This window comes from Methyloceanibacter sp. wino2, assembly GCF_003071365.1.
In the GTDB taxonomy this organism is placed as follows: domain Bacteria; phylum Pseudomonadota; class Alphaproteobacteria; order Rhizobiales; family Methyloligellaceae; genus Methyloceanibacter.
This window is the reverse complement of record NZ_CP028960.1, coordinates 790,086-814,504: the sequence shown is the minus strand read 5'-3', so window position 1 is coordinate 814,504 and position 24,419 is coordinate 790,086. Positions and strand designations below refer to the sequence as shown.

Sequence of the window (24,419 nt, the reverse complement as noted above, 5' to 3'; positions counted from 1 at the left end):
ATGTCCGCTCGTGGCACTTTGCGGACCTGCCCAGGCCAAAGTCGCTCTGTGACGTCGAAGGCCGATCCTCGAACGGTAGATCTGGTGCAGGGATTGTAGATCCGGTGCAGGGATTGCTGTCACGTGGGGGCACAGCGCTGCTACACAACATTTGCGCTTGAAAGCGCCAATATCCGACGCCATAGTGGGGGACGCGAACGAGTTCGCAGTAGGCTGGGCGCCAAAGCGGCAAACGATTTTAGCCGCGTAAGAATGGGTGAGGCAATGACCTTCAAAATCAAGGTCAACGAGGTAGAGCACGAGGTCGACGTAGACGGCGATATCCCGCTGCTCTGGGTTCTACGCGACGTGCTGGGCATGACAGGCACGAAATTCGGGTGCGGCAAGGCGCTATGCGGCGCGTGCACCGTGCATGTGAACGGTACGCCGATGCGTTCCTGCGTCATGCCTGTCGAGTATATTGGCGAGTCTGCAGTTACCACCATCGAAGCCATCGGCGACACGCCGATCGGCGAGAGCCTTCAGCAGGCGTGGCTCGATCTGGAGGTCGTCCAGTGCGGCTACTGCCAGTCAGGGCAGATCATGTCGGCGGCAGCGCTGCTCGCGGCAAATTCGGAGCCGACCGACAGCGATATCGACGGCGCCATGGCCGGCAATATCTGTCGCTGCGGGACGTATCTCCGCATCCGCGAAGCAATCAAGCAAGCCGCTGAGACTTCACCTACGTCCTCGTCCCAGGGAGACTGACCATGTCGTTGCGTCTGACGGACAAGCCGCAAACGCCGAGCGCGGGAGGCCTCTCCAGGCGAGGCTTCTTGCGCGCAAGTGTCGCCGCCGGCGGCGGCTTGCTTCTCACATTCGGCCTTCCGATACGCGCCGCAAGGGCCCGGGACGCTTCAGCGGCAAACTTCGCGCCGGACGGCTTCATTCGCATCGGCCACGACGGGCGTGTCGCTTTCATCATTCCGCAGGTCGAGATGGGGCAAGGGACGTTCACCTCCTGCCCGATGCTCATCGCCGAAGAGCTCGAGGTCGACCTCACTCAAGTTTATACAGAGCAGGCTCCTCCCGACGGCGCGCTCTACACAAACGGCCTCGTCGGCTTTCAGGTAACGGGCGGCTCCACCTCGATGCGCGCGTTCTACGAGCCCTTGCGCAATGCCGGCGCCACGGCCAGGGAGATGCTCATCGCGGCGGCTGCCGCCACATGGAATGTCGACCCGTCCAGTTGCCGCGCTGAGAAGGGCAGCGTGATCCACGGGGCCACTGGGCGCAGCCTTGGCTACGGTGCGTTGGCCGAAAAGGCCGCGACCATGCCTGTCCCTGAGAAGGTGACACTCAAAGACCCGAGTGCCTTCAAGTTGATCGGGACCGCCGCCAAGCGGCTCGACACGCCGGGAAAGGTCAACGGAACGACCGTTTACGGTATCGACGCAAAAGCTCCCGACATGAAGTTTGCGACCCTGGCGATCTGTCCGGTATTCGGCGGCAAGGTCAAAAGCGTGGACGGTGCCAAGGCACTCGAGAACAATGGCGTCCTGCAGGTCGTGCAGACAGAAGACGCCGTGGCTGTCGTCGCCACCAATACGGGTGCGGCGAAGAAGGGATTGGCGGCGGTCGAGATCGTGTGGGACGACGGTCCCAACGCCACGCTTTCGACGGCCGATATCGTCGCCGATATGGAAAAGGCGTCCGAGGCGGACGGTGTGCTTGTCCGCCACGAAGGTGATGTGCCAAACGCCTTGGAAGGCGCGGCACAGACTTTAGACGAGATCTACGAGGTGCCGTTCCTCGCGCACACCGCGATGGAGCCGCTTAATTGTACTGTCCACGTGCGGAAGGACGCCTGCGAGATCTGGGTCGGAACACAGGTCATCGGCCGCGCCCAAGCGATCGCAGCTGAGTTGACGGGCCTCCCGCTCGAGAAGGTCGTCGTACACAACCACATGCTAGGGGGTGGCTTCGGCCGCCGTCTTGAAGTCGACTCGATCGCCATAGCCGTGGAAATCGCCAAGCAGGTCGACGGTCCCGTCAAGGTCATCTGGAGCCGCGAAGAAGATGTCCAGCACGACATGTACCGGCCGTATTTTTACGACCGCCTGCACGCGGGGCTCGATGCCGATGGCATGCCGATTGCCTGGAGCCACCGGATATGCGGCTCTTCGGTCATCGCTCGTTGGGCTTCTCCCGCGTTCAAGGATGGCTACGACTTCGACACGGTCGATGGCGCGCTCGAGATGCCTTATGAGATCCCGAACGTCCGGCTCCAGTATGTGCGGCATGAGCCTCCTGGGATTCCGACGGCGTTCTGGCGGAGTGTCGGCCCCTCCCACAATATCTTCGTGGTCGAGAGTTTCGTCGACGAGTGCGCCGCCGCGGCCAAGAAAGATCCCTTGGAGTATCGTCGCGCATTGCTCACCAAAGAACCGCGTGCGCTCGCCGTGCTCGATCTCGCCGTGGAGAAATCGGGTTGGGGCCAGCCTCTGCCGGAACGGTCAGGCCGAGGCATTGCCGTTCAGAACGTGTTCGGCTGCTACATGGCGCAGGTCGCCGAAGTGGAGGTCTCCGATTCCGGCGACGTGACAGTCAAGCGCGTCACTTGCGCCGTGGATTGCGGGCTTCCCATCAATCCCAACACGATCGAAGCGCAGGTGCAGAGCGCAATCGTCTATGGACTCAGTGCGGCGCTGTTCGACGAGATCACCCTCGAGAATGGCCGAGTCGAGCAGAGCAACTTCCACGACTACCGGGCTCCGCACATCAACGACATGCCGGCGATCGATTTCCACATCATCAAGAACACCGAGGCGCCGGGCGGCATTGGTGAGCCTGGAACCTCGGCGGTCGTCCCTGCCGTGTTCAACGCGGTCTACGCGGCAACGGGCGTGAGGCTGCGCAAGCCGCCGCTTAGCGCAGAGTCACTGAAGGCTTAGAGGGCTCCGGCGATGCGCATGCTTCTGGCAGCATTTAGAGCCGGCCGCGAGCCCTTGCGCCGACCGCCCTGTTCGGTAGAAGCAAGACGAGTCCGATGAACACGTTGGAGCCGCAACGACCGATCGAGTCCACGCCCATTCAGACCGCGCGCGATTGGCTTGAAACGCATGACTCGGTCGCGCTGGCGACGGTCGTTTCCGCTTGGGGCTCCGCCCCCGTGCCGGTCGGTGGCCAACTGGTCGTTGCGCCCGGCGGCGATTTCGCCGGGTCTGTCTCGGGCGGATGCGTGGAGATCGATGTCATCACCGAGGCGCAGGACGTCATCGCGACGGGGGCGCCTAAACTTCTGGACTTTGGTATCGCGGACGACGTCGCCTGGCGCGCGGGGCTCTCTTGCGGCGGCACGATCAAAGTCTTCATCGAGCCGCTCCGCGTTTCGGATAGGGACTTTCTGGATAGCGTGCTCATGGCGCACCGGTCGCGCCGGCTGATGGCTGTCGTGACGAACCTCGCGACCGGAGCCCGCCGTCTCATCGATCCCCAATTGGCAGAGGATCCCGAGCTCATCGCGCGGATTTCGGCAGGCGACAGCGGGATCGTCGAGCTGTCTCAAGGCAAGGCCTTTCTCCAGATTCTAATGCCTCCGCTCCGGCTCGTTCTGGCCGGCGGGACACACGTCACCCAGGTCCTTGCCAGTTTGGCGACCCGTGTCGGTTATGACGTCGTCATCGTCGATCCGCGTCCCGCATTCGCAGGCGCCGCACGCTTTGGCGGCGTGAGCGTCTTGGAGGACTGGCCCGAGCCAGCCGTCGTCTCGACGCTGTTGGACACACGGACGGCGGTAGTCGCTCTGACCCACGCCGCGCATCTCGACGATGCGGCGCTTACCGCGGCGCTTCGCTCCGATTGCTTCTATGTGGGGGCGCTCGGGTCGCGGAAGACCCACGCGAAGCGCCTCGAGCGGCTACGAGGCTCGGGCTTCGGGGAAGACGACCTCACCCGAATTCACGCCCCAGTCGGGCTCGCCATCGGCGCCAAGGGGCCAGCGGAGATCGCCGTTTCGATCTTGGCCGAGATCATCGAAGTCGATCACGGCGGCACGCGGTGATGAGCAGGCTTGGCGCCATACTGCTCGCTGCCGGTGCATCGGAGCGGTTCGGGCCCCGCAACAAGCTTCTCGCCAATATCGATGGACGGCCGATGGTGCGGGTCACGGCCGATACGCTGCTCGGTGCCGACTGCGTAGACAAGGTGATCGTCGTCACCGGACACGACGCATCCGCCATCGAAGACGCCCTCAAGGGACTGACGGTCCGTTTCGTCTTCAACTCGGCCTGGAGGAATGGTTTGGGCGGATCGGTTGCGTCCGGTGTCGCGGCGGTTTCCCGGGAGCTGGACGGCGTTGCCATCGTGCCCGGCGACATGCCGTTCCTCAACTCCGCCGTGATCGATACGCTCGGTGCGGAATTCCTGAAGCGCGATGGAGCGGCGATTGTGTTTCCGGCGACGCTTGCGGGCCGGCAACGGAACCCCGTGCTTTGGCCACGCCGGTACTTTGGCCTCTTGGAGGGCCTTGCAGGGCCGCAAGGGGGAAAGGGTCTGTTGGGTGACCTGGCCGGCTCCTGGAGTGCCGTTCCCATGAGCGACGAGAGGGTGTTTCGCGATGTCGATACCCGTGATGGGTTGCGGGCAGTATCAAAGGTCGTAGTACCGAGCGAACGCGCCTAACGCTTAAAGCGCCCTTTCTCCATGTCCCCCGCAGGTCAGAAGCGGACATGATAAGCGCGGCTGCAAGTAACGTAAGCTGACCGCCTCAGAGTTCTCTGAACCGCTTGCCTGCTCTCGAAGGGAACGTCGCTGTTTCCGCTCCGGAATTCCCTGTTTTGTCTGAAAAATTCCCTGATGCGCTGCTTAGGGAATTTTGCCATTTCGTGTTGATGTAAAACGGGAAACTCGGCTTCAGCAGGGCAGGGTGAGGCAAAAACAGCCGAAATTCCCTATTCTTTCCCGCATATCAGGGAAATGCGAAGCAGAGACGCGTTCGCCGCGGACTGCCAGCACAGCCACCTAGTCGTGGGCTCTTCCGCTCTCTCCAGACACTCACCAAACAGCGCGGAAGTAGCGCAGAATTGCGCCACTAGTCGGCGGCGGTTCTGCCTGGAGAGCGCAGAGAGACGTAAGTCTCTGTGCCAGAAGGGGTACTTCCCGCGCTTTTTCTCTACAGGCCGATTTCGGGGGTCACACTTTGCGAGGTCGTGATCGTTCATGATCAGCCAGTCGCGCTATGCCTGCGGCTGTTGAATACGGCGTGATGGACGCGATTCTTGGCTTTGTGGTCCTTAGTCCAGCCTATCCGCGGACACTTTGCCGACCGCTGTCAGCACACCACTCGACATGCGAATGACTTTCGAGCATTGGTCCGCTCGCCCTTCTACCTGAACCTCTTCAGATCAACGCGCGTCAGTGCGGCCAAGGATACCGAGCTCGAGGCCATGACGACCGCGAGAGGCTTCTGTTACGCCACGTCGGTGGGAGGAACTCTAACCGGCCGCGGAGGCAACCTGCTCATCATCGATGACCCTATGAAACCGCAGGATGCGCACTCCGAGAACGCGAGAGAAAACCTCAAGCAGTGGTAGGCCAACACCCTCGTCCCGCGCCTCGACAGCAAGGCAGACGATGCCATCATCGTGGTGATGCAGCGCCTGCATGTGGACGACCTCGTCGGCCATCTGCTCGAACAAGACGGCTGGACCGAGCTGAGGCTTCCTGCCATTGCAGAGACGGACGAGGAAGTTCGGATCGGGGAGGACAGAGTCTACCGACGCAGGGTGGGCGAGTTGCTGCACCCCACTCGTGACTCCGAGAAAGTCTTGGCCGATCTAAAGCGCTCAATGGGTTCCTTGGACTTTGCCGCGCAGTATCAGCAGCAACCAGTGGCCCCAAGTGGAAACCTCATCAAGTGGTCATGGTTTCCGCTCTATGACGATCCTCCTGCCTGGCAATCAGGTGACAAGCTGATCGTCAGTTGGGACACGGCGATGAGCGCAAGCGAATTGGCTGACTACTCCGCTTGCGTTGTGCTGCAGGCACGAGGTTAGACGGTGTGGGTCCTCGACGTCTTGCGAGACCGGCTAGATTATCCCGATCTACGGCGTCGAGTTATCGAGATGCATCGCCGTTGGCAGCTGCAGCGTTCGTATTCCCTGGTGATCGAGGAGAAAGGGTCTGGGATGAGCCCACCAAATGTTGAAGGCTGACCAAAGCCAACGTCGTCTAGCAGGATAACCACGACGTTTGGCGCGTCTTGCGGTGCCGTGGGAACTTTTGGCCAGTCCTCCTCGCTCTCCTTATAGGTCTCGCCAACCTTTCCTTCGAACGGCGGGAGCGACATCGGCAGCTCACTACGGTCAGACTTTTCGTCTGACGGAGCCGGTTCCTCAGCGAAGACGCACTGGGAGCCACCCAAGACCAACCAAATTGCGAGCGCTGCAATGGCAAATTGGGATCGCATCGACGCACTTCCAACGATTAGACTTCGACAACTTCGGCCTAAGACGCGAGAGCGGACTCGGTTGTTGAACTCTATCATCAAGACTGAGGAGCTTATGCCCCCAAAGAGGTGACGGAAGGACGGTCTAACTGTCCGCTTTGGGTCTGAATCAGATTTAGAGTCTGGCAAAGGGCATGCCCGCTCCGTGCCAAGAGTGGCCGACAGAATTGCAGTCGAGCAGGCCTGGTTACTGTCGATCGCGTTTATCCGGTCAGTCGGCATCAGTTTCCGATCAAGCATCCAGACGGGCTCTAGCCGTGTTGACGGCCGGTCTTCCTGCTCAGCCCCGGTGGCGCAGCGCATCGACCAGCAATGCAAAGGCGGAGGTGGGTTGCCTTCGACTTGGATAATAGAGGCGGTATCCGGGCCAAGGAGGGCACCAATTTTCGAGCACCCGTGTTAGCCGTCCGTCGGCAAGATGGGGCCGAGCTACATCCTCCGGCAGATAGGCCAGGCCGAAACCAGCAAGGGCGGCATCGAGGGCAGGGAAGATGCTGTCGAAGACAAGTTGCCCCTCGACGCGCACGTTGATCTCGTGGCCGTCCTTTTCGAATTCCCAGGCGTAAAGACCGCCCTGAGCGAGGAGGCGCAGATTGATGCAGAGATGATCGACTAGATCATGTGGCGTCATTGGCCGCCCATGCCGCGCGAAATAAGACTTCGCGCCAACCACCGCGGATCGGAGATCAGGTCCAATGCGTACGGCAATCATGTCCTTTTCCACCTGTTCGCCGAAGCGAACGCCTGCGTCAAACCGATGGGCGACGATGTCGGTCAGTGCGTTGTCGACGGCGATCTCGACCTGGATATCCGGATAGCTCGGCAAGAAAGCCGAAAGCTTCGGCCATAGGAGCCAGCGGACGGCGTGATCGCTTGCGGTAATGCGAATAGTTCCTGCGGGTTTCTCACGAAGCTCGCTCAGAGCTTCCAGTTCAGCCTCGATCTCATCGAACCTCGGCCCGGCGGATCGTAGCAGACGTTCCCCTGCTTCCGTCGGCGCAACACTTCGTGTCGTGCGGGTCAGGAGCCGAACGCCAAGCCGTTCCTCGAAGGCACGAATTGTATGGCTCAAAGCCGATTGGGAGATCCCCAGCTTCGCCGCCGCTTTGGTGAAGCTGCGCTCTCGTGCCACGGCAATGAAGGCTGGGAGATCGGCGACGTTCTGGCGGCTCATTTATGAATTCCATTCATAGGACTATGCAGATTATACGGCCTAATGCACGCCCGGGGCAGGGCCTAACTTAGTTCTGAGGCAGCGCACGGCCGCTCGTGCCGCGCCTCGCGAAATTGACCAATCAAGGAGCGCTGAATGTCGAGAATCACGAGCCTTCTGCTCGCGACTACGTTGGTGGCCGTCGCGAGCATTCCAAGCCTCGGCTTGGCTACAGAATTGAAGGAAGTCTGGCGCGCGGAAGGCTTGCGTCAGCCCGAATCCGTCCTGTTCGATCCCGAGCGAAACGTGCTCTACGTGTCGAATGTGGACGGCGGGCCAACCGACAAGGACGGCAAGGGCTACATCGCGAAACTGACGCCGGATGGAAAAGTCGAGACGGCAGAATGGGTGACGGGGCTGAATGCCCCGAAGGGCTTGGGGCTTTATGGTGACCGGCTCTATGTTGCGGATGTCGATCGGCTTGTCGTCATTGACATCGGTACAGGAGAGATCTCTAAAGTCTACGAGGCACCGGACGCCAAGTTCCTGAACGACATCGCCGTGGACAAGGACGGACGCGTGTTCATCTCGGACACGCTCACCAACACGATCTACGCACTCGATGGCGACGCATTCGGAGTGTGGCTCCGTAGCGCCGAACTCGCTGCCCCGAACGGTCTATACCCCGACGACGGCAGATTGATCGTAGCGTCCTGGGGCAAAGGCGAGATGATGTCGGCAAAGCCCGACCATCTCAGGACCGTCGACCTGGACAGCAAAGAGATCGCAAATCTCGGCGACGGCACCCCGATCGGCAATCTCGATGGGCTCGCGCCGGATGGCGCCGGAGACTTTCTTGTCACTGACTGGGTGGCTGGCGCTCTCTTCCGGGTCCAGCCCTCTGGAAAGGCCGAGAGACTGCTCGACCTAAACCAGGGAACCGCCGATCTCTTCTACCGAAGCGACGAGAAGCTCGTGATGATCCCGTTCATGAACGATGGTGTTCTGGTCGCGTACCGCTTGGAGCCGTGAAGATGACAACGAATGCCAAACGATACCAACGAAGCCTGGGTGGCATAGCGCTGGGTTTCGCGCTCCTCGTATCAGGGTCAACTATTGCTCACGCTGAGGATGAGAGCTGTTCTGAGCCCGCAGGCATAAGCTTACCCGCAGGATTCTGCGCGACGATCTTCGCGGACGAGCTCGGTCATGTCCGTCAGCTTGCCGTGACCCCTGAAGGCGTTGTTTACGCGAATACCTGGAGCGGTGCCTACTACCCGAAGGATCCGCCTCCAAAGGGGGGATTTCTGGTCGCGCTGAAGGACACGAAGGGCAGCGGCAGGGCCGACGTGATTGAACGGTTCGGTCCGCCCTCTTCGGCCGGGGTCAAGGGCGGTACGGGAATCTGGCTCTACGAGGACGGGCTGTATGCGGAGAGCGACGACAGCATCGTCCGCTATGAACTGCAAGACGGCGACATCAAGCCCTCGAGCGATCCGGAGACGATCTTGAGCGGCATGCCGCTGACCGGGGATCACCCGATGCATCCCTTCTCGATTGACGATGACGGAAATCTGTTTGTCACAAGCGCCTCGCAAACCAATGTTTGCGAGGTGAGCAACCGCATGCCGCATTCGCCCGGGAACGATCCCTGTGCGGAGCTTGAGACGCGCGGTGGGATCTGGCGCTACGATGCCAACAAGACAGGACAGATTTTCTCCTCGAAGGAGCGTTACGCTACCGGTATCCGCAATGCCGAGGGGTACGACTTCGACTCGGCCGGACGTCTCTACACGACCCAGCATGGCCGGGATCAGCTCCACGAGAATTGGCCTGAGCTCTACTCGCAGCAACAGGGCTTCGAGCTTCCCGCCGAGCAGGTCATGATCGTAAAGGACGGGGCCAACTACGGGTGGCCGTTTTGCTACTACGATCCAGAGCAGAAGAAGCTGGTGCTCGCGCCCGAATATGGCGGTGATGGGGGCAAGAAGGTAGGCCAATGCAGTGAGTATGAGCCGCCGGTCGCCGTCTTCCCAGCGCATTGGGCGCCCAATGACCTCAAGATCTACAAAGGCTCACAGTTTCCGAAGGCGTATGACGGGGGCGCATTCATTGCGTTCCACGGCTCCTGGAACCGGGCGCCTGGTCCCCAAGCCGGATACAACGTTGTTTTCCAGCCTCTCGCCGATGGCAAGCCTTCCGGCGACTACGTGGTGTTCGCGGACGGCTTTGCCGGCGCGAGCAAGGAGCCGGGCGGGGCTGCGCATCGGCCGTCGGGGCTCGCGATCGGGCCGGATGGCGCTCTCTATATCGGCGATGACAAGGGGGGCCGCATCTGGCGCGTGACCTACAACGGGGATTCCAACGCCCCAATTCAGGCCGCACGGGAGCCGACCGTGGAGGCCGCGGCCTCCTCCGGCGAAGCTTTCGAGGCGGACGGTGGGCAGGACGGGGCCGCCGATCTTCCGGTGCCCCCCGGAGCGACGCCCGAACAAGTCGCGCTCGGTATGGAGATCTTTCACGGCAAGGCCGCGGGAGCGACCTGCGCGGGGTGTCATGGCGCCAATGGCATCGGGACCCCGGTCGGACCCAACCTGACGGACGGGACCTGGCTTTGGGGCGACGGAAGCGTTCAGGCCATCACCGAAACCATCAGGCACGGCGTGCCGAAGCCGAAGCAACATCCCGGCGCAATGCCTCCTTTTGGCGGAGTTCCTCTGTCAGATGACGATCTCGCCGCGGTTGCGACCTATGTCTGGGCGATAGGACACGCTGAGCACGAGTAGTTAAGTTCGACAGGTAGGGCGGGCCCATGGATGAGAGTTCGATACGGCGCATAGCTGGCCCGTTGGGTTGCGCTTTGGGTCAGAAGCCGAAGTTGTAGAGAGGGGCCGAGAGGTCCGCTTTACCCCTCAAAGCAGGCATGTCGGCTACAGAGATCGAGGTCTGCTTCGTGCCAGAAGCGGACCACGATCGTCCGAGCCAAGTCCGGATACACAGTCCTATGATAGAGAAAAGTTCTCCGCCTGGCCTGATCCGACGCGCTGACGGCAGTTGATCAGCGATAAGGTTTGGTGTGGCGAGGGTTGCTATGTCGTCGCGCAGCAAACCCCTTGGCGAAAGGACAACACCCATGCTGCGGACTGTTGCCGCTCTCATCCTTTCGGGCCTTGCCGGTCTGCTTTCGCCCGCTTCATACGCGGAGGATGCGCCGCCAGCTTCGGATAGTGCCTCGTCCGAAGCTGACGCAACACCGCAGGCCCAGCCGGATACACGGCCGCTCGGTTTCGACGCGGATCTGCAACATCTGGATACCGACCAGCGGCAAAGAATGCTGCGGTTCTCGACGTTTTCAAATGGCAAGGTCCCAGAAGAATACACAAACGCCGACAACAAGGTGGGCTACACGGTGCGCGGCATCGTGGAAGGCGCAAAGCTCTACGCGGCCCATTGCCGGCAGTGTCACGGCAGGCTGGGCCTTGGAAATGGAAATCTCTCCCAGGCGCTGAGACCCTCGCCGGCCATGCTGGCCTATTTGGTGGGGCAACCTTTCGCCGTGGATCAGTACCTCCTGTGGAGCATCGCAGAAGGTGGCAAGCCGTTCGGCACCGCCATGCCGGCCTTCAAAGACCAACTGACGCGGGAAGAAATTTTCATGACCGTGGCATACCTGCGCGCCGGTCTACCGGATCTCGAGGACGACCCCTCTCCTACAGGCGGCTCGGACGTAATCGACAAGGATGAGCCAGACCCGCGCACTCACGACGTCGACTAACCGGCACCCCTGGGGCCGCGGGACGGAGGGATCGCGATCTTGCAGACTATTCTTGGTACGGAAAGATTTGGACCGGGGCGCCGAATTCCTTCGCCCAGGTGACATACGGGACATCCGTAGCGCAAACCACGGTCTGCCTGACCTTCCACTGCCCCTTGTTTTTTGCGAGCAACCCGTGGACCAAGAGCCCGCACGCATCGTTTGCGACCGCATCTGCGTAGGAGGAAACGCTCCAATCGATCGGTTTGCCGTTCGGCCTCTGAGGCGTGGCTTCGACAAAGGCCCAGCCGCGGCACACGCTGACCGTCTCGATCCGGAACCTGACGGCTTGACCGAGCTCTCGCGCGATGGGCTTTCGCAGCGCATTCAAAATCGCCTTGCGCTCGGCGCTGGATGCCGCAGGGGTATGAGGGCAGCCTGCCGCACTGGCACTTCCAGCGAACATCGCGAACTGCAACGATGCCAACATCCCGACGGCTATAACGATCGCGCGGCTGGTTCTCATGGGGATCAGTGTCGTTATCCAAATTGGGCGACGCATTGACTCTGCTCAAACCGCGGGGAGCAGGCTGTTTTTCCGTCGCAACGTCCATCGCCTGGGGTCACTGCTTGCGCAGACTGACGCTGCCGGTGCCCCGGGCGCTCCGAAATGTAACGGTCTGGGTGGCGCCATTGAGAACGACGCGCACCCGACCTGAGACGTCGTAGCTCTGGTTGTAGAAGTCACCCACATAGGTTGAGGCGGTCGCCTTCAGAACCTTGCCGGTCTGCTGGATTTTTCGCGAGCGCGTGGCGCAAGTCGCCGTGACGCCGAAGACTTTTTCGCTTTCTTGCTTGTACTGGACACGGCAGCGAACGGTCTCCCTCTCACCGTCCTTGGGGTTGACCTCGCCGCTGCCGCTCCAAACGCCGTCCAGGGAACTCGAGGCGGATGCCGTTGCACCAAGCGTGCTCAGAGCAGCGGCGGAACCGACGACCAGCAAGAGCCAGACTTGCTTCATCCTTTGACCTTCCATGCGTGCAGTTCCTCGTCAGGTTGGCCCCGGTCAAAATCCGTTGTCTCCACAGGCTCAGGTCGGAGCGGCCAGTTCTTCCAGCGAGACGCGACGAGGATAAGGGCGGGAAGAATGACCAAGTCTCCGAGCAAGGCGAATATCAGCGTGGACATGCAGATCAAACCGAATTGCCGCGTCGGCGGCACGACGCTGAGCTGGGTCACGGAGATCCCGGCAAGCAGCGCGACCGTGGTCAGGATCAGAACCGTACCGATAATACGCATCGTATCTTCGACCGCAATCGAGGCGTCGCCCGAGCGCTGCACCTCGATTTCATACCTGTTCAACACATGGATCGTGTCATCCACGGCAAGTCCGAACGCGACCGTAAGACCAACGATCGTCGCATAGTCGAGACCACCTTGGAGCAACATCAGCCACGTCCCAGTGGCGAATAGAGCGAAGAGATTTGGGATGACGCTTAGGCCGGCGAACAGGATCGACCGAAACGCCATGCCGATCAGAGCGATCACGATTATCACGGCGCCCAACATCGAGAGGCTCAGCTGAGATATGATCGCTGTGGAACGAGTGGCGCCGACGCTCGCAAGGCCCGTCAGCGTTATCGTGAACCCCGGATGACGCACGCGCACCCCGTCGAGTTCCGAATCGAGCTCGCTCGAGAGTTTCAGAATGTCATTGGCTTCAAGGTCGTTGATGTAGCCGGAGACCAAAGCTGCGTGGCGGTCGGCGTTGACGAATCGCGAGATGACTTCCGGCGGCGCAGCTTCGTTTAGGCGTTCGATCGCAGCGGACGGGGACAATCCGCCGGACTCGGCCCAAACCTGTAGGTCATAGAGCGAGTTGACCTTGCTGATGCCCGGGTGACCCTGCAGCGTCTCATGGATGTCCTGGATGGCCGATCGAACCTCATCCGACTGGTAGTCCAATTGCTCCGGCCACTGCACAAGAGCGCTCAACGGGAAAAGGCCGCCCAGCCTGTCCTCGATACGATCCAGAACCGGCACTGCGGTGCCTTGATCGGGAAGCATGTCGCTGAGACGAAAACGCGGCTCCAACTGCAGATACGCCCAGGCAAACACCATCGTCAGAACGAGCCCGGAAACGGCGATGATGTTCGGCTTCTTCGCAACGCTCGTTGAGAGCCTCACCGACAAGTTTTCCAGGAGCTGCGCGCCTTTCCGGGCGCGACCACCGCTCAGATATTTGGACTTACCCTCCTTGAGAAACACCATTGCCAGCATGGGCATCACCGCCATGACGATGGCAAGGGCGAGCAAGACCGACAGGGCCGCCATGATCCCAAACGAGCGGATGAGCTCAGAGTTGCTCAGTGCCATGGACAGCAGCGCTATCGACGTTGTTATCGAGGTCAATGCGCAAGCCGGGCCTACCTCCGCCAAGGATTGGCGGATAGCGCTCACTTTGGGCGCGCCGGCGTCGAGGTTGCGGCAGATGGCATACAGAAAGTGCATGCCGTTATTCAGCGCCACCACGAGCACAAGCGGCATTACGGCATTCATCAGGGGATCGATGCGCGTGCCGGTCCAGCCGAACAGTCCAAGGCACCACAGGACCGCCAAGAGCGCCGGCGCGATGGCGATCATGACGAGCTGCCAGCGGCGAAAGAAGATCGCGAGAATCAAGGCACCGACCACGAGGCCGATAGCGTTGAACACCAGAATATCGCGGCGGGTGCTCTCGATCACCTCCGCCTTCATGACAGGCATGCCCGACAGCCCCAGGCGAAGGTCGCTTCCGGCAGCGCTCTGAGCGATGGCGCTATCGAGTTCGCGAACGATGTTGGGAAGACCGCGGCTCGAGACCTGTTCGCGATTGAGAGCCACCACGAACAGCGCAAGGCGGCGCCCGTCGACGGATTTCGAAATAAGACGGCCACTTGCCAGCGGGTGCCCATCGAGCAGCGTTCCCAGGTCGGCAAGTTGATCGTCGTCGCTCAAGTCGTCGGGTATGATCGGAGCCGGCAAGCGATCCGACGCCAGCGGCTCACGTAGTGCGAAGATCGAGACGATGGTATCGACCGAATCCAGGAGCAGCAGATCGAACGCGATGTCCTGCATCTGGCCTAGATGCTCTGAGCTGAGAAGGTCACGCCCATCAACCGCCAGATAGACGTCGAGATCGCTCGCGGGGAAGCGTTCTCGCAACGCCTCGAACGCCTGGTAATCTGGTGTGGAGGACTGGAGAAATCGGTCTAGCGCATCGTCGGCTTCCACCCGAAATAGACCCGCGCCCACTATCAAGGTCAGCAACACGAGGATTGCGAGCGCCCGTCTCGGGTAGCGCAACGTCACCTCGCCAAGCAGCACGAATGGCTTCGTGTAGCGGTAGAGACGGATCTGAGGTGGCAAACCGTTGGTGCTCGTCATGGGGGTCCTAGCTACCGGCATTCCCGTCCGGCCGTGCTCTATTGTCGTCCCAAAGGGGTCTCGGCACTTCGTGCGCCTCGCGGCCGGTCGGCGACCGGAGCCGAGCTACCAAAGCAGAGCGTTTAATCCCATGCCTTGCCGCATTGGCCCGCGTCAAGCATGCCGATGGGACAAGGAGAGCAGAGCAATGGCGGGGCAGCCGCAAGCTCCGCTGCTTACTCCTCTTGCCTGAGCAACCGTTGGTGGTCGAGCTCCAGGCATCGCTTCACGCTGCACGTCAACTCTCTGATTTAGGTCAAATACGCCGAGCCCGTGCCCGAAGATGATGCAAGATCATCTGACCTCGGTCTTTCGTTGACCGGCGGTCGACCGAAATTGACGTTCTGTACCGGCGAACCAATTTCGGATTGGCTGGGAGGTAAATGCGAACATGGCGGACGACAAGCCGCCGGAACAACAAGAACCGGCATTGAATATCGGCCTCGCTCTTTCCGGTGGCGGCTTCCGCGCCACCTTGTTTCACCTTGGGCTGGTCCGCTTCTTGCGCGACGCCGGCCTGCTGGCCGACGTTACCCAGCTGGCGAGCGTGTCCGGCGGCAGTATCATCGCCGCGCACCTCATCTATCGCTGGAGTGAATATACGTCGGAGAACGATGCGGACTTCGAGAAAGCAGCCGCGGAACTGATCGCGTTCACCCAGCAGGACGTGCGGGGGAAGATTGTACGACGGCTGCCGCTGCTACTGGCTGCGAGCCTCATTCCAAAGGTCAAGCTCGGCCGGACGGACTTGTTGGAGCAGTTCTACGACAAGTTCTACGACTACACGACTCTGCATGGCTTGCGCGTGCGCAACCCGAAAGCGCCTGCACTCCATATCCTGACAACTAATCTTTCCAGCGGCCAACTGTGCTCATTCACCGCCGACGGCTTCTGCATCGATACACCTCAAGGTACCGAACTGTACGAGACGTATGCGATCAGCACCGCTCTGGCCGTCGCCGCCTCATCCTCTTATCCGCTGTTCTTTCCTCCGATTGAACTGACGGCGGAGCGCCTTCAAGTCGACATGGCCGCGTTTCAGTCGCCGTTCTCCTATGTGACCGACGGCGGCATCTTCGACAACCTCGGAGCGCGGAAGCTTGCGCTGCTGGACCACGAGATCGACTTCGACCATGTCGTCATCAGCGATGCCGGTGCAACCTTCGACCCCAACTACACCAAGCGCTTTCGCTCTTTGCTGAATGCGGCGTCCCGCTCTGCCGATATCCTCATGAAGCGTGTCGGCGAGCTGGAGTACGAACGCGTTCGGGAACAGAACATCTTCTCAGAGGCCCTCCTGAAAGACGAGAAACGCCTCAGCCGGTTTCGCTTCGCGCAGTTGTCGACGGAAGTTCATCCCCACGAAGATGAGCAGGCTCTGCACCTCAATGTCCAGAGGGCAGCGAAAAGCATACGAACCGATCTCGACAAGTTCACGGACATGGAAGTTAGGACGCTGGTCGCCCACGGCTATTGCGTCGCCCGGTATGTTTTGAAGGATTTGTGGACGAAGACGAAACCCGAGCTCGCCGACAAGCCACTTTGGATTCCGGAATGTGTGGCCGAAAAATCCCGGCTGCTTGAGAAAAACATTGGCGGTGAGCACAAAAAGGCCGTTGCCACAGCGAAGAGACTTCTCGACTCAAATCGTGTGCACCCGCACTTTTTTTCGTTGAGAGACCCTTGGGGCGTTCTCAACCTGACCCTTGCCATCGCCTTTGTCTACCTGCTCGGGTCCGTGTTCCTGAACACGTTCGATTACTTTCTCGCATGGCCCGATTCCTATCGGATGAGCATCGTCTACGACGACTACCTGCCGCAGTGGGAGGAGAACATGCTCAGTCCAGAGCAGCGCACCGCTGTCGACCGATTCCAAGAGACGGGAGAAATGCCGATCCAGGCGAGTCTCGTGAAGGCCGTTGAGGACTTCAAGCGTCAGGAGAATGTCGTCGGAAAAGTAGGATACGGACGGGCGTCCCTGCGCGTTCGGGATGATTTCGTGCACGGAACCGCGTTCTTCCGGTTCCCGGGCGAGTTCCGCCGCGTCGTGTTTCTCATGAGTGGCGACTCCAGATATGTCGGAAACGAGCAGAAGATCGACGTTACCTTCAAGCAATTCGATCGAGGACAGAACGGCAATCATAAGAAACATCCAACCGCACGCTTCGAAGTCGAGCTCACCCAGACCGAAGACGGCTATGTGGGGGATTTCTTTCATCCCAATTCGCATGAAGTGAAACTCGGCGAGATGTCACTGACGAAGAGCTGGTCGTCGATCGGATATTTGTTGAAGATATGGCTGTCACTGTAAGCTTCTTCGACGACACATCGGTGCCTGAGTTCGATGAGTATCGGGAGATCAAGCACGACGTCTTCGTGATCGAACAGGGCTGGCAGCTACCGCTCGAGCCTTGTTCCCGCCGCGTTGCGCCCGACCCCTTTGACCCCCACTCGATGTTTGTAATTGCGCGTGCAGATGGCAGGGCGATCGGCATCGCGCGGGCCACGATGATTGGGGAGTCTTTTCCTCACGCGAACTTTTTCACGGAGCTCATGAAGCGTCCCGAGCTCGAGGGCGTCCGAGCCGCGGTGGCGACCGTCAACGCGGTTGCCGTGCTCCCGCCCTTCCGCGGACGGTCGGTGCCCATCAAGGGAAGCGCAAGCAGCATGACAGCCGCCAAGGCCCTGATGGTCGAGCTGACGAGGCGGCTGGAGCGCGACGGCGCGGAAATTGTGCTGCTGACTACCTCGCCCGGAATTGCAGCAGTATTCTTTGACCACCTCGGCTTCTATCTCCTCGGCCCTCCTTTCAGGAGTGATGGCCGAACGCTTATCAATATGGGATTGGGCGTTCACGATGCCGATCGCTTTGAGGAGATCGGGAGCCCGCTTGGGGATGAGGCGTTTGCGCGGGGCGCAACGGAAGCCGAGTACCGATGCATCGAATATTTTCGAGAACAGGCGGCAGCCGTTCTGGGGGCGAGAAGCATGGAAAAGTTCTGCCGCCGGGAGCTATCTGGAACGGTCGATGCCGCCGGAGCAGCGGAACAGGCTCAACCGAGATAGCGCCGTTCCAAATGGTCTTTGAAGTAGCGGATGTTAAGCGGCTCGCCGGTGATCTCCGTTAGGAGTTCGCGTGCTGTTTTGAGCTGTCCGCGAGAATGAATTTCTTTCCGAAGCCAGCTGACCACGGGGGCGAAGTCTCCGGTCCGTATACTTGTTTCGATATCTGGGAGGCATCTCGTGGCGGCTGCGAACCATTGCGCCGCCACTAGCGCACCGAGCGTATAGGTCGGGAAATAGCCGAAGAGCCCGGAGAACCAGTGGACATCCTGCATACAGCCGTCCTTGAAATTGCCGTCGGTCGATAGGCCGAGATACCGGCTCATGCCGTCGTTCCAGGCATCGGGTATGTCCGCGACGGAGAGATCGCCCGCAATCAAGGCGCGCTCCAGCTCGAACCTGAGAATAACGTGGAGCGGATAGGTAAGCTCGTCCGCCTCAACGCGGATATAATCGCGGCGTACGCAGATGGCGTGCGCATGGAGGTTGTCCGCGGTCCATGCGTCATCGTCTTGCCCCCCGCCCAGGTGATGACGGATATGCGGCGCCGCGAACTCCATGAAAGAGCTGCTCCGGGAGATTTGCATTTCAACGAATAGCGACTGGCTCTCGTGCACGGCGGCGCCGAGGCAGTTGCCCACGGGCTGCTGCCGCCAATCGGCAGGAAGGCCCTGTTGATAGAGCGCGTGCCCGGTCTCGTGCAGCACCGCCATGAAAGACTCCAAGAAGTCGGTATCGCTGTAGCGGGTGGTGATGCGCGTGTCGTCGGGGACGCCACCACAGAACGGATGGTGACTGATATCCAGGCGCCCGCGCGCGAAGTCGAAGCCGAGCCTTCGCATCATTTCTTCGCCGAGCCGGTTCTGGCCATCTTGCGGGAATGGGCCCGGCAGTGGCAACGGGCTTCTCTGCCGGGCCAGAACCCGGTCCACGAGGCCGGGCAAAAACCCCTTAAGGTCGTCGAACAAGGGGACCACATCGTCTGCGCGGGTCCCCTCTTCGTAGCCGTCGAGCAGCGCGTCGTACGGGTCGAGCGCCAGCGCCTCCCCGAGTGCGGCGGCTTCCTCCCGGGCCAGCGCGAGCACCTCCGCGAGTGGTTCGGCAACGGCTTTCCAATCGTTCTCCGCGCGGGCAACACGCCAGATCTGCTGACAGCGCGCGGCGGCGACTTGCGAGGCCCTCACAATGTCTTCGGGGACAGCAACCGCACGCGTGTGCATGCGCCGCATCGCGCGCAGATTAGCCTGCTGCCATTGGCTGAGCGGATCGCTGCCGGCTTCGGCGGCGTTGAGGAGGTTTCCAACAGCGTCAGTGGTCAGCGCTCGATGCGCGATGGCTGCTAGCGCCGCCAGCGCTTCGCCGCGTTCGGTGCCGCCGCCCGGAGGCATTATCACCGCCTCGTCCCAGCTCAGCATTGCCTGGGCGTGCTCAATCTGATGAAGCTCTGCAAAATGCATCTCAAGCTTCGCGTAGGGACTCGTACTATCAGACACGGCCAGGACTCTCGAACTTGGCTCCGGCACCAAACGAAGGTCAGCTTACCGCGAGCCTTGCATTGGCGCATCCGGTAGATCGTCTCGGGACAAAGTGCCGCCAACAGAAGACCGTAGAACCGTTCTCCAGGGACATCCCTTGGGGCGTAAACGGGAGCACCGGGCCGCTTTCGGCGTTGGACACCGGGCTCTGTCGATTAAAGCGGTTGAGTTGACCAGGAACGTCTGCTCTGGGTCAAAAGCTGACCTAGAGGCAGAGCAAACGGCACGTCCGTTCCGTGCCAGAAGTGGTCATTAGCGCTGGAAGGTGCGCAACAACAATGCACCCAAAAAATAAGCCCCGCGCCGGGGGCTGGCGACGGGACTGGAGTAACCCTGGGAGACTGTCTCAGTAATCTGAGTAACCATGATGATAGGCCCAATGTGGGCCCAACTCAAGGCCCCGGCCGCTCCGGGCCATTAGCGGATATGTCGAAACCGGCCTTTGGTTGCACCGTTCTCCTCACGAAGCAGACTAAGCTGTGCTGGGGCAGCCCCAGCTCATTGCGCTTGGCTCACCTCATCACGCGCTCTCCCTCCTTGAGGCCACTGAGAATCTCTATGCGGGCATCATTGGTAGGTTGTCCCGTCGTGACCATACGCTGGGCCATCTGGCCATCGCGCACCACGGTCACGAGCTCAAGCTGGCCGATACGCTTCACCGCATCTGCGGGCACGAGAAGCCGAGCGCGTTCACCCGCAGGAACCGCTATCCGCGCGAACATGCCAGCAAGAGCCCGTGCATCGCTTGGCAGACGAACCTTCACAAGGAGCGTGCGTGCGCCAGGCTCGGCGTAGGGGACGATCTCATCAATTTGACCTGACAACGTGTCCTGGAGTGCTGGTATGTCGACGCGCAAGACATCGCCGGTCTTCAAGCCTAAAGCCAGAGATTCACGTACCGGCGCCTCGACCCGCAGCGCCAATGGGTCGTACAGCCGCAACAGCGGTTGGCCAGGTGTGATTGTATCGCCAGGCTCTGCCAGTCTATCGACCACTCGGCCTGCGACAGGCGCCAGTATCTCAGTGAAGGACAAAGCCGTCTGCGCCTCACTGAGATCCTGCTTCAGGCGATCCACCTGAGCCTCGGCAACCCGCAGATTGGACACCGCTTGGTCAAACCGTTGTTGCGTGGAAACCCCACGCTCCAGCAGCTGCTCCGTGCGCGCAAGCTCTTGGCGGGCGAGATCACGTTCGGCTTCTCCCGCCTTGAGCGCTTCTTGAGCCTGCTTGACGCGGGCCAAGAGATCGCGCGCGTCAAGAGTTGCCAAGAGATCACCCTCTGCGACTTCGTCGCCCGCCACGACATTCATGTCCTCGATCCGTGCGAGGATGCGTGCCGCAACTGTCGTCCGCCGCGCCGATTCAACGGCGCCGCTCGCCCACTCGACCGCAGGCGCAGCCACGCGCTCCACGACAGCCGTCTCGGCATTGCTTGGGGCGTCGCCGCGCGCAGCCTCGGTTTCTCCAGGCGGGCTCTTCTCCTCGAACCACCCGGACAGCCACGCGACGGCGAGCAGAATTCCAACGAGGATGAGGAGTCCTGGAACCACTTTGCGAAGGGTCATTGGGCTACCTCTTCGTTTCCGCCGGCAGGCAGGCCGTGATTGGGTTGGTCGCGATACACCAGAAAATATGTGACGGGCACGACGAGAAGCGTAAAGGCGGTCGAAACCAGCAAACCGAAGATCAACGCCCAGGCAAGTCCGGAGAAGACTGGATCAAGCGTGATGGGTACCGCAGCCAACATCGCCGTTCCCGCCGTAAGCAAGATGGCTCTCGTCCGCACCGCCCCGGCTTGTAGCAGGGCTTCCCGCAAATTCGTCCCGCGCGCCAAGGCAATGTGGAGAAACTCGATCAAGAGGATCGCATTACGAACCGCGATGCCTGAAACCGCGATCATTCCGATCATCGCCGTCGCCGTAAAGAAGGTGGGGTTCAGGTAACCGCCGATTGGGGCGCCGCTCAGCGCATTCAACAGCCAAAAACCGGGCATGATGCCGATCAGCGTCAACGGGATAGAAATCATCAGGATCAGTGGCATCGCGTAGCTCGCAGTCTGATAGACGAGAATGAGGTAGATGCCGATCAGCGCCACACCGAAGGCGATACCGAGATCCCGGAAAACGTCGACGGTAATCTTCAGCTCGCCTTCTCCGACCCACTGCACGTCGACACCGGGCGGCAGAGCCCAGGGAAGGCCGCCGCCATTGACGAGATACGTACGGTTCGAAACCGGGCGCGGGTCTGGGCTCGAGTTTGCCGCCGGCGCGCTTCCCAGATCGGAGACTACATCGGCAACGATTGCCGCCGGCGCGCGGCCAACAGATTCGGCGTAGACGAACGCGACGGGTTTCAGGTCCTTGTGGTAGATCGCCTTCTCGCTCGAAAGTGACTGGAAAGCACCCAACTCACCGAGCCGAACGATGGGAACTGGCGCATCACGCACACCGCCGCGTTCGCGGATCTTGGCAATGCCGGCCTGGCCCTTGACCGCCATGCCTCGCAGTGGTGCAAGCCCCGACCGTGTATCGCGCGGCAACCGCAGACGGATATTCAAGGGGTTCGCCTCGCCCGGATCATGCATCCGGGCAGCATCGTACCCCGAGAGCGCCATCGAGACGGTCTTGGCGACATCCTCCGTCGCCACACCCGACAACGCTGCCTTCTCCTGATCCACCACGAACAGATAACGTTCAGAATCGTCCTCCACCGTCGAGTCCACGTCGGAAACACCCGGCTCGGCGCGCAGCCGTGCTTCCACAGCGCGGGCACCCTCCCGCACGTTTGCGTAAGGTGTTCCCGGGGCGCCATAGACCTCCGCCGTGATCGTGGCCAATACGGGCGGGCCGGGCGGTACTTCGATGATCTTGATACGCGCGCCTTCGGCGTTGGCGACGCTCTCCAGCTCCTTGCGCAGCCTCAACGTAATCTCATGGGACTGCATCTCTCGGTCACGCTTGCCGGCGAGGTTGACGCGAATGTCCGCCACGTGCGGGGCATCACGCAGATAGTAGTGCCGAACCAAGCCGTTGAAGTCCATCGGCGAGGCCAGCCCGGAATAAAGCGAGACGTCCGTGACCTCGGGCGCGCGCCGCAGCACTTCGGCCAAGCGCCGAGCAATGGCGTCGGTCCGCTCCAGAGTCGTGCCCTCCGGAGGATCGATCAGGACCTGGAATTCGTTCTTGTTGTCGAAGGGCAGCATTTTGAGCGGGACAGCCCGCGTGGCGGCGAGAAACGCTGCCCCTACGAACAGGACTAGCGTTACAGCTAGGAGCGTCCACGTCTTTCCACGGCTGTCGAGTAATGGGCCGAGCGTTGCAGCATAGGCACGATAGAGCTTCGGGGGAATCTCCGCGCCTTCCTCGACGTTGCCCTCATCCGTAGTACTTTTCAGAACCTTGTACGCGAGCCAGGGCGTTATGGTGATGGCGACCAGCATCGACATGAGCATGGCGACGGGGACGTTCAGCGCCATCGGCCGCATATAGGGCCCCATCATTCCGGTGATCAGCATCATCGGCAGGAAAGAGACGATGACGGCAAGCGTGGCCATCACGATTGGCGGAAGGACCTCGTTCACCGCAGTGCGGACGGCGTCCAGCGCGGATTGCCTCCTCATGGCAAGGTGCCGGTGGATGTTCTCAACCCCCACAATGGAGTCGTCCACAACCAGGCCAAGCGACAGGATCAATGCGAACAACGTGACGCGATTGATGGTGTAGCCCGCCCAAAAGTTGATGATCAGAGTCAGGGCAAACGTGATCGGCACCGCGGCCGCGACTACCAATCCCGCACGCCATCCCAGACTGTAGGCGATCAGCCCGACCACGATGATAATGGCAACGACGAGGGCCTCGAGCAGTTCATTGACCTTGTCATTCGCGGTTTCACCGTAGTCGCGCGTAATGCGAAAGTGTACGCCTTCAGGAAGATGCGTCTCTGCAAGTTCGGCCAAGCGATCCCGTATTCGCTCCGACACCCAGACCGCGTTTGAGCCCTTCTGCTTGGCGATGGCGATATGCACGGCGGGGAAGAAGTCATTCTTCGTGCCGCCGCCGGTTTCGGCCGGACCCAAACCGATCCAGCTATAGCTTGTCCGCTCTTCCGGCCCGTCCACGACGCGGGCAACGTCCTTCAGAAACACAGGCGTCCCGTCGACGACGTTGACGACCGTATTCTTCAACTGCTCTGCGTTGTTGAAGAGCCTTCCCGCCTCAACCGTGAAGCTTTGGTCGAGATGATCGAAGCTGCCTGCCGGCTGCCGTACATTGGAGACACCGAGAGCGTAGGCAACATCGAGTGGCGAGGTGCGGCGCGCGGACAATGAATCGGGCTGGAGTTCGACCCTGACGACACGCGGCCGGCCTCCGACTATTTCGGTCCGATTGGTATCTTGGATCGCCTGGAGCTCGATCTCCAACTCTTCGGCAATGCGCCGGAGCGCGTAGTCGTCGACTTGATCGGGCCGTTCGCTCCACAAGGTCGCGATGACGATTGGCACGTCGTCGATCTCAAGTGGCTTGACGACCCAGCTGGTGACGTCCGCTGGGATCGAATCCGTGTTGGAGTAGATCTTGTTGTAGATCTTGACGAGGCTGGCCTCCCGATTCTCCCCCACGAAGAAGCGCACCGTGACGATGGCCTGACCGGGATAAGAGGCGGAGTAAACATGCTCAACACCGTCGATCTGCATGAGAAGCTGCTCGAGTGGCGTCGCAATTTGCCGCTCGATTTCTTCCACCGGTAGCCCCGGGGCCGAGACGACGACGTCGGCCAAGGGCACGACGATCTGCGGTTCTTCCTCGCGCGGCGTCAAAAAAATGGCGGCGGCGCCGGCAATGAGCGCCACAACGATCAAGAACGGCGCCAGACTGGTCCGCAGAAAGAGATCAACGACGCGCGCGAAGAATGATGGAGACTCGTCTCGTTTCGGTTCGGGAGATTGCACGTCCATTTCGAAA

The 24,419-nt window shown here is 60.9% G+C and carries 18 protein-coding genes; 10 read left to right on the top strand and 8 right to left on the bottom strand.

Features of this window, described 5'->3' with window-relative positions; translation table 11 throughout:
* Window positions 1-264 precede the first annotated feature (264 nt).
* From DCY11_RS03765 to DCY11_RS03750, 4 genes are all read left to right on the top strand, one after another.
* The gene (locus DCY11_RS03765) at window positions 265-747 is read left to right on the top strand and encodes a (2Fe-2S)-binding protein (protein ID WP_045365452.1); all 483 of its coding nucleotides are present in this window, start codon (window positions 265-267) and stop codon (window positions 745-747) included.
* 2 nt (window positions 748-749) lie between these two features.
* Window positions 750-2,933, top strand: a complete 2,184-nt coding sequence (locus tag DCY11_RS03760; protein ID WP_045365455.1) for a xanthine dehydrogenase family protein molybdopterin-binding subunit — start codon at window positions 750-752, stop codon at window positions 2,931-2,933.
* A 95-nt stretch (window positions 2,934-3,028) separates the two neighbouring features.
* The gene (locus DCY11_RS03755; RefSeq protein ID WP_108681319.1) at window positions 3,029-4,042 is read left to right on the top strand and encodes an XdhC family protein; all 1,014 of its coding nucleotides are present in this window, start codon (window positions 3,029-3,031) and stop codon (window positions 4,040-4,042) included.
* Entirely contained in the window at window positions 4,042-4,662 is a 621-nt protein-coding gene (locus DCY11_RS03750; protein WP_045365461.1) for an NTP transferase domain-containing protein, read from the top strand. Before DCY11_RS03755 ends, DCY11_RS03750 begins: the two co-directional genes overlap by 1 nt.
* Window positions 4,663-5,474: 812 nt before the next feature.
* On the opposite strand, the gene DCY11_RS15415 is transcribed toward DCY11_RS03750, so the two are convergent.
* Complete coding sequence (locus DCY11_RS15415; RefSeq protein WP_159079777.1) at window positions 5,475-5,783, bottom strand: hypothetical protein; 309 nt, start codon at window positions 5,781-5,783, stop codon at window positions 5,475-5,477.
* 45 nt (window positions 5,784-5,828) lie between these two features.
* Between DCY11_RS15415 and DCY11_RS15410 the strand changes: the two genes are divergently transcribed.
* Window positions 5,829-6,035: a hypothetical protein gene (locus DCY11_RS15410; RefSeq protein ID WP_159079776.1), complete on the top strand. Its 207-nt coding sequence runs from the start codon at window positions 5,829-5,831 to the stop codon at window positions 6,033-6,035.
* Between the two features lie 732 nt (window positions 6,036-6,767).
* Here DCY11_RS15410 and DCY11_RS03730 read toward each other — a convergent pair.
* On the bottom strand, window positions 6,768-7,661 hold the full coding sequence (locus DCY11_RS03730) for a LysR family transcriptional regulator (protein ID WP_108681316.1): 894 nt from the start codon (window positions 7,659-7,661) through the stop codon (window positions 6,768-6,770).
* Between the two features lie 135 nt (window positions 7,662-7,796).
* Between DCY11_RS03730 and DCY11_RS03725 the strand changes: the two genes are divergently transcribed.
* From DCY11_RS03725 to DCY11_RS03715, 3 genes are all read left to right on the top strand, one after another.
* Window positions 7,797-8,672, top strand: coding sequence for an SMP-30/gluconolactonase/LRE family protein (locus DCY11_RS03725; RefSeq protein ID WP_108681315.1), 876 nt, complete (start codon window positions 7,797-7,799; stop codon window positions 8,670-8,672).
* 194 nt (window positions 8,673-8,866) lie between these two features.
* A complete protein-coding gene (locus DCY11_RS03720) occupies window positions 8,867-10,426 on the top strand; it encodes a PQQ-dependent sugar dehydrogenase (RefSeq protein ID WP_371515029.1) in 1,560 nt (519 codons plus the stop codon).
* Between the two features lie 305 nt (window positions 10,427-10,731).
* Window positions 10,732-11,415, top strand: coding sequence for a cytochrome c (locus DCY11_RS03715; protein WP_108681313.1), 684 nt, complete (start codon window positions 10,732-10,734; stop codon window positions 11,413-11,415).
* Window positions 11,416-11,461: 46 nt separating this feature from the next.
* Here the strand turns inward: DCY11_RS03715 and DCY11_RS03710 are convergent, their stop codons facing one another.
* The 3 genes from DCY11_RS03710 to DCY11_RS03700 all read right to left on the bottom strand — a co-directional run bounded on the left by DCY11_RS03710 (window position 11,462) and on the right by DCY11_RS03700 (window position 14,821).
* Window positions 11,462-11,860 (bottom strand): hypothetical protein, encoded by a 399-nt coding sequence (locus tag DCY11_RS03710; RefSeq protein ID WP_159079774.1) that lies wholly within the window; start codon window positions 11,858-11,860, stop codon window positions 11,462-11,464.
* A 157-nt stretch (window positions 11,861-12,017) separates the two neighbouring features.
* On the bottom strand, window positions 12,018-12,416 hold the full coding sequence (locus DCY11_RS03705) for a hypothetical protein (protein WP_108681311.1): 399 nt from the start codon (window positions 12,414-12,416) through the stop codon (window positions 12,018-12,020).
* Window positions 12,413-14,821 (bottom strand): RND family transporter, encoded by a 2,409-nt coding sequence (locus tag DCY11_RS03700; RefSeq protein ID WP_159079773.1) that lies wholly within the window; start codon window positions 14,819-14,821, stop codon window positions 12,413-12,415. The genes DCY11_RS03705 and DCY11_RS03700 overlap by 4 nt, the downstream gene beginning before the upstream one ends.
* A 430-nt stretch (window positions 14,822-15,251) precedes the next feature.
* Here DCY11_RS03700 and DCY11_RS03695 point away from each other — a divergent pair, with 430 nt between their 5' ends.
* Complete coding sequence (locus tag DCY11_RS03695) at window positions 15,252-17,171, top strand: patatin-like phospholipase family protein (protein ID WP_108681309.1); 1,920 nt, start codon at window positions 15,252-15,254, stop codon at window positions 17,169-17,171.
* The gene (locus DCY11_RS03690; protein ID WP_108681308.1) at window positions 17,156-17,926 is read left to right on the top strand and encodes a hypothetical protein; all 771 of its coding nucleotides are present in this window, start codon (window positions 17,156-17,158) and stop codon (window positions 17,924-17,926) included. Before DCY11_RS03695 ends, DCY11_RS03690 begins: the two co-directional genes overlap by 16 nt.
* On the opposite strand, the gene DCY11_RS03685 is transcribed toward DCY11_RS03690, so the two are convergent.
* From DCY11_RS03685 to DCY11_RS03675, 3 genes are all read right to left on the bottom strand, one after another.
* A complete protein-coding gene (locus DCY11_RS03685) occupies window positions 17,914-19,416 on the bottom strand; it encodes a carboxypeptidase M32 (protein ID WP_371515028.1) in 1,503 nt (500 codons plus the stop codon). The two genes, DCY11_RS03690 and DCY11_RS03685, sit on opposite strands and share 13 nt — an antisense overlap.
* Before the next feature lie 554 nt (window positions 19,417-19,970).
* Window positions 19,971-21,023: an efflux RND transporter periplasmic adaptor subunit gene (locus DCY11_RS03680; protein WP_108681306.1), complete on the bottom strand. Its 1,053-nt coding sequence runs from the start codon at window positions 21,021-21,023 to the stop codon at window positions 19,971-19,973.
* Window positions 21,020-24,406, bottom strand: coding sequence for an efflux RND transporter permease subunit (locus tag DCY11_RS03675; protein ID WP_208430504.1), 3,387 nt, complete (start codon window positions 24,404-24,406; stop codon window positions 21,020-21,022). The genes DCY11_RS03680 and DCY11_RS03675 overlap by 4 nt, the downstream gene beginning before the upstream one ends.
* Window positions 24,407-24,419 lie beyond the last annotated feature (13 nt).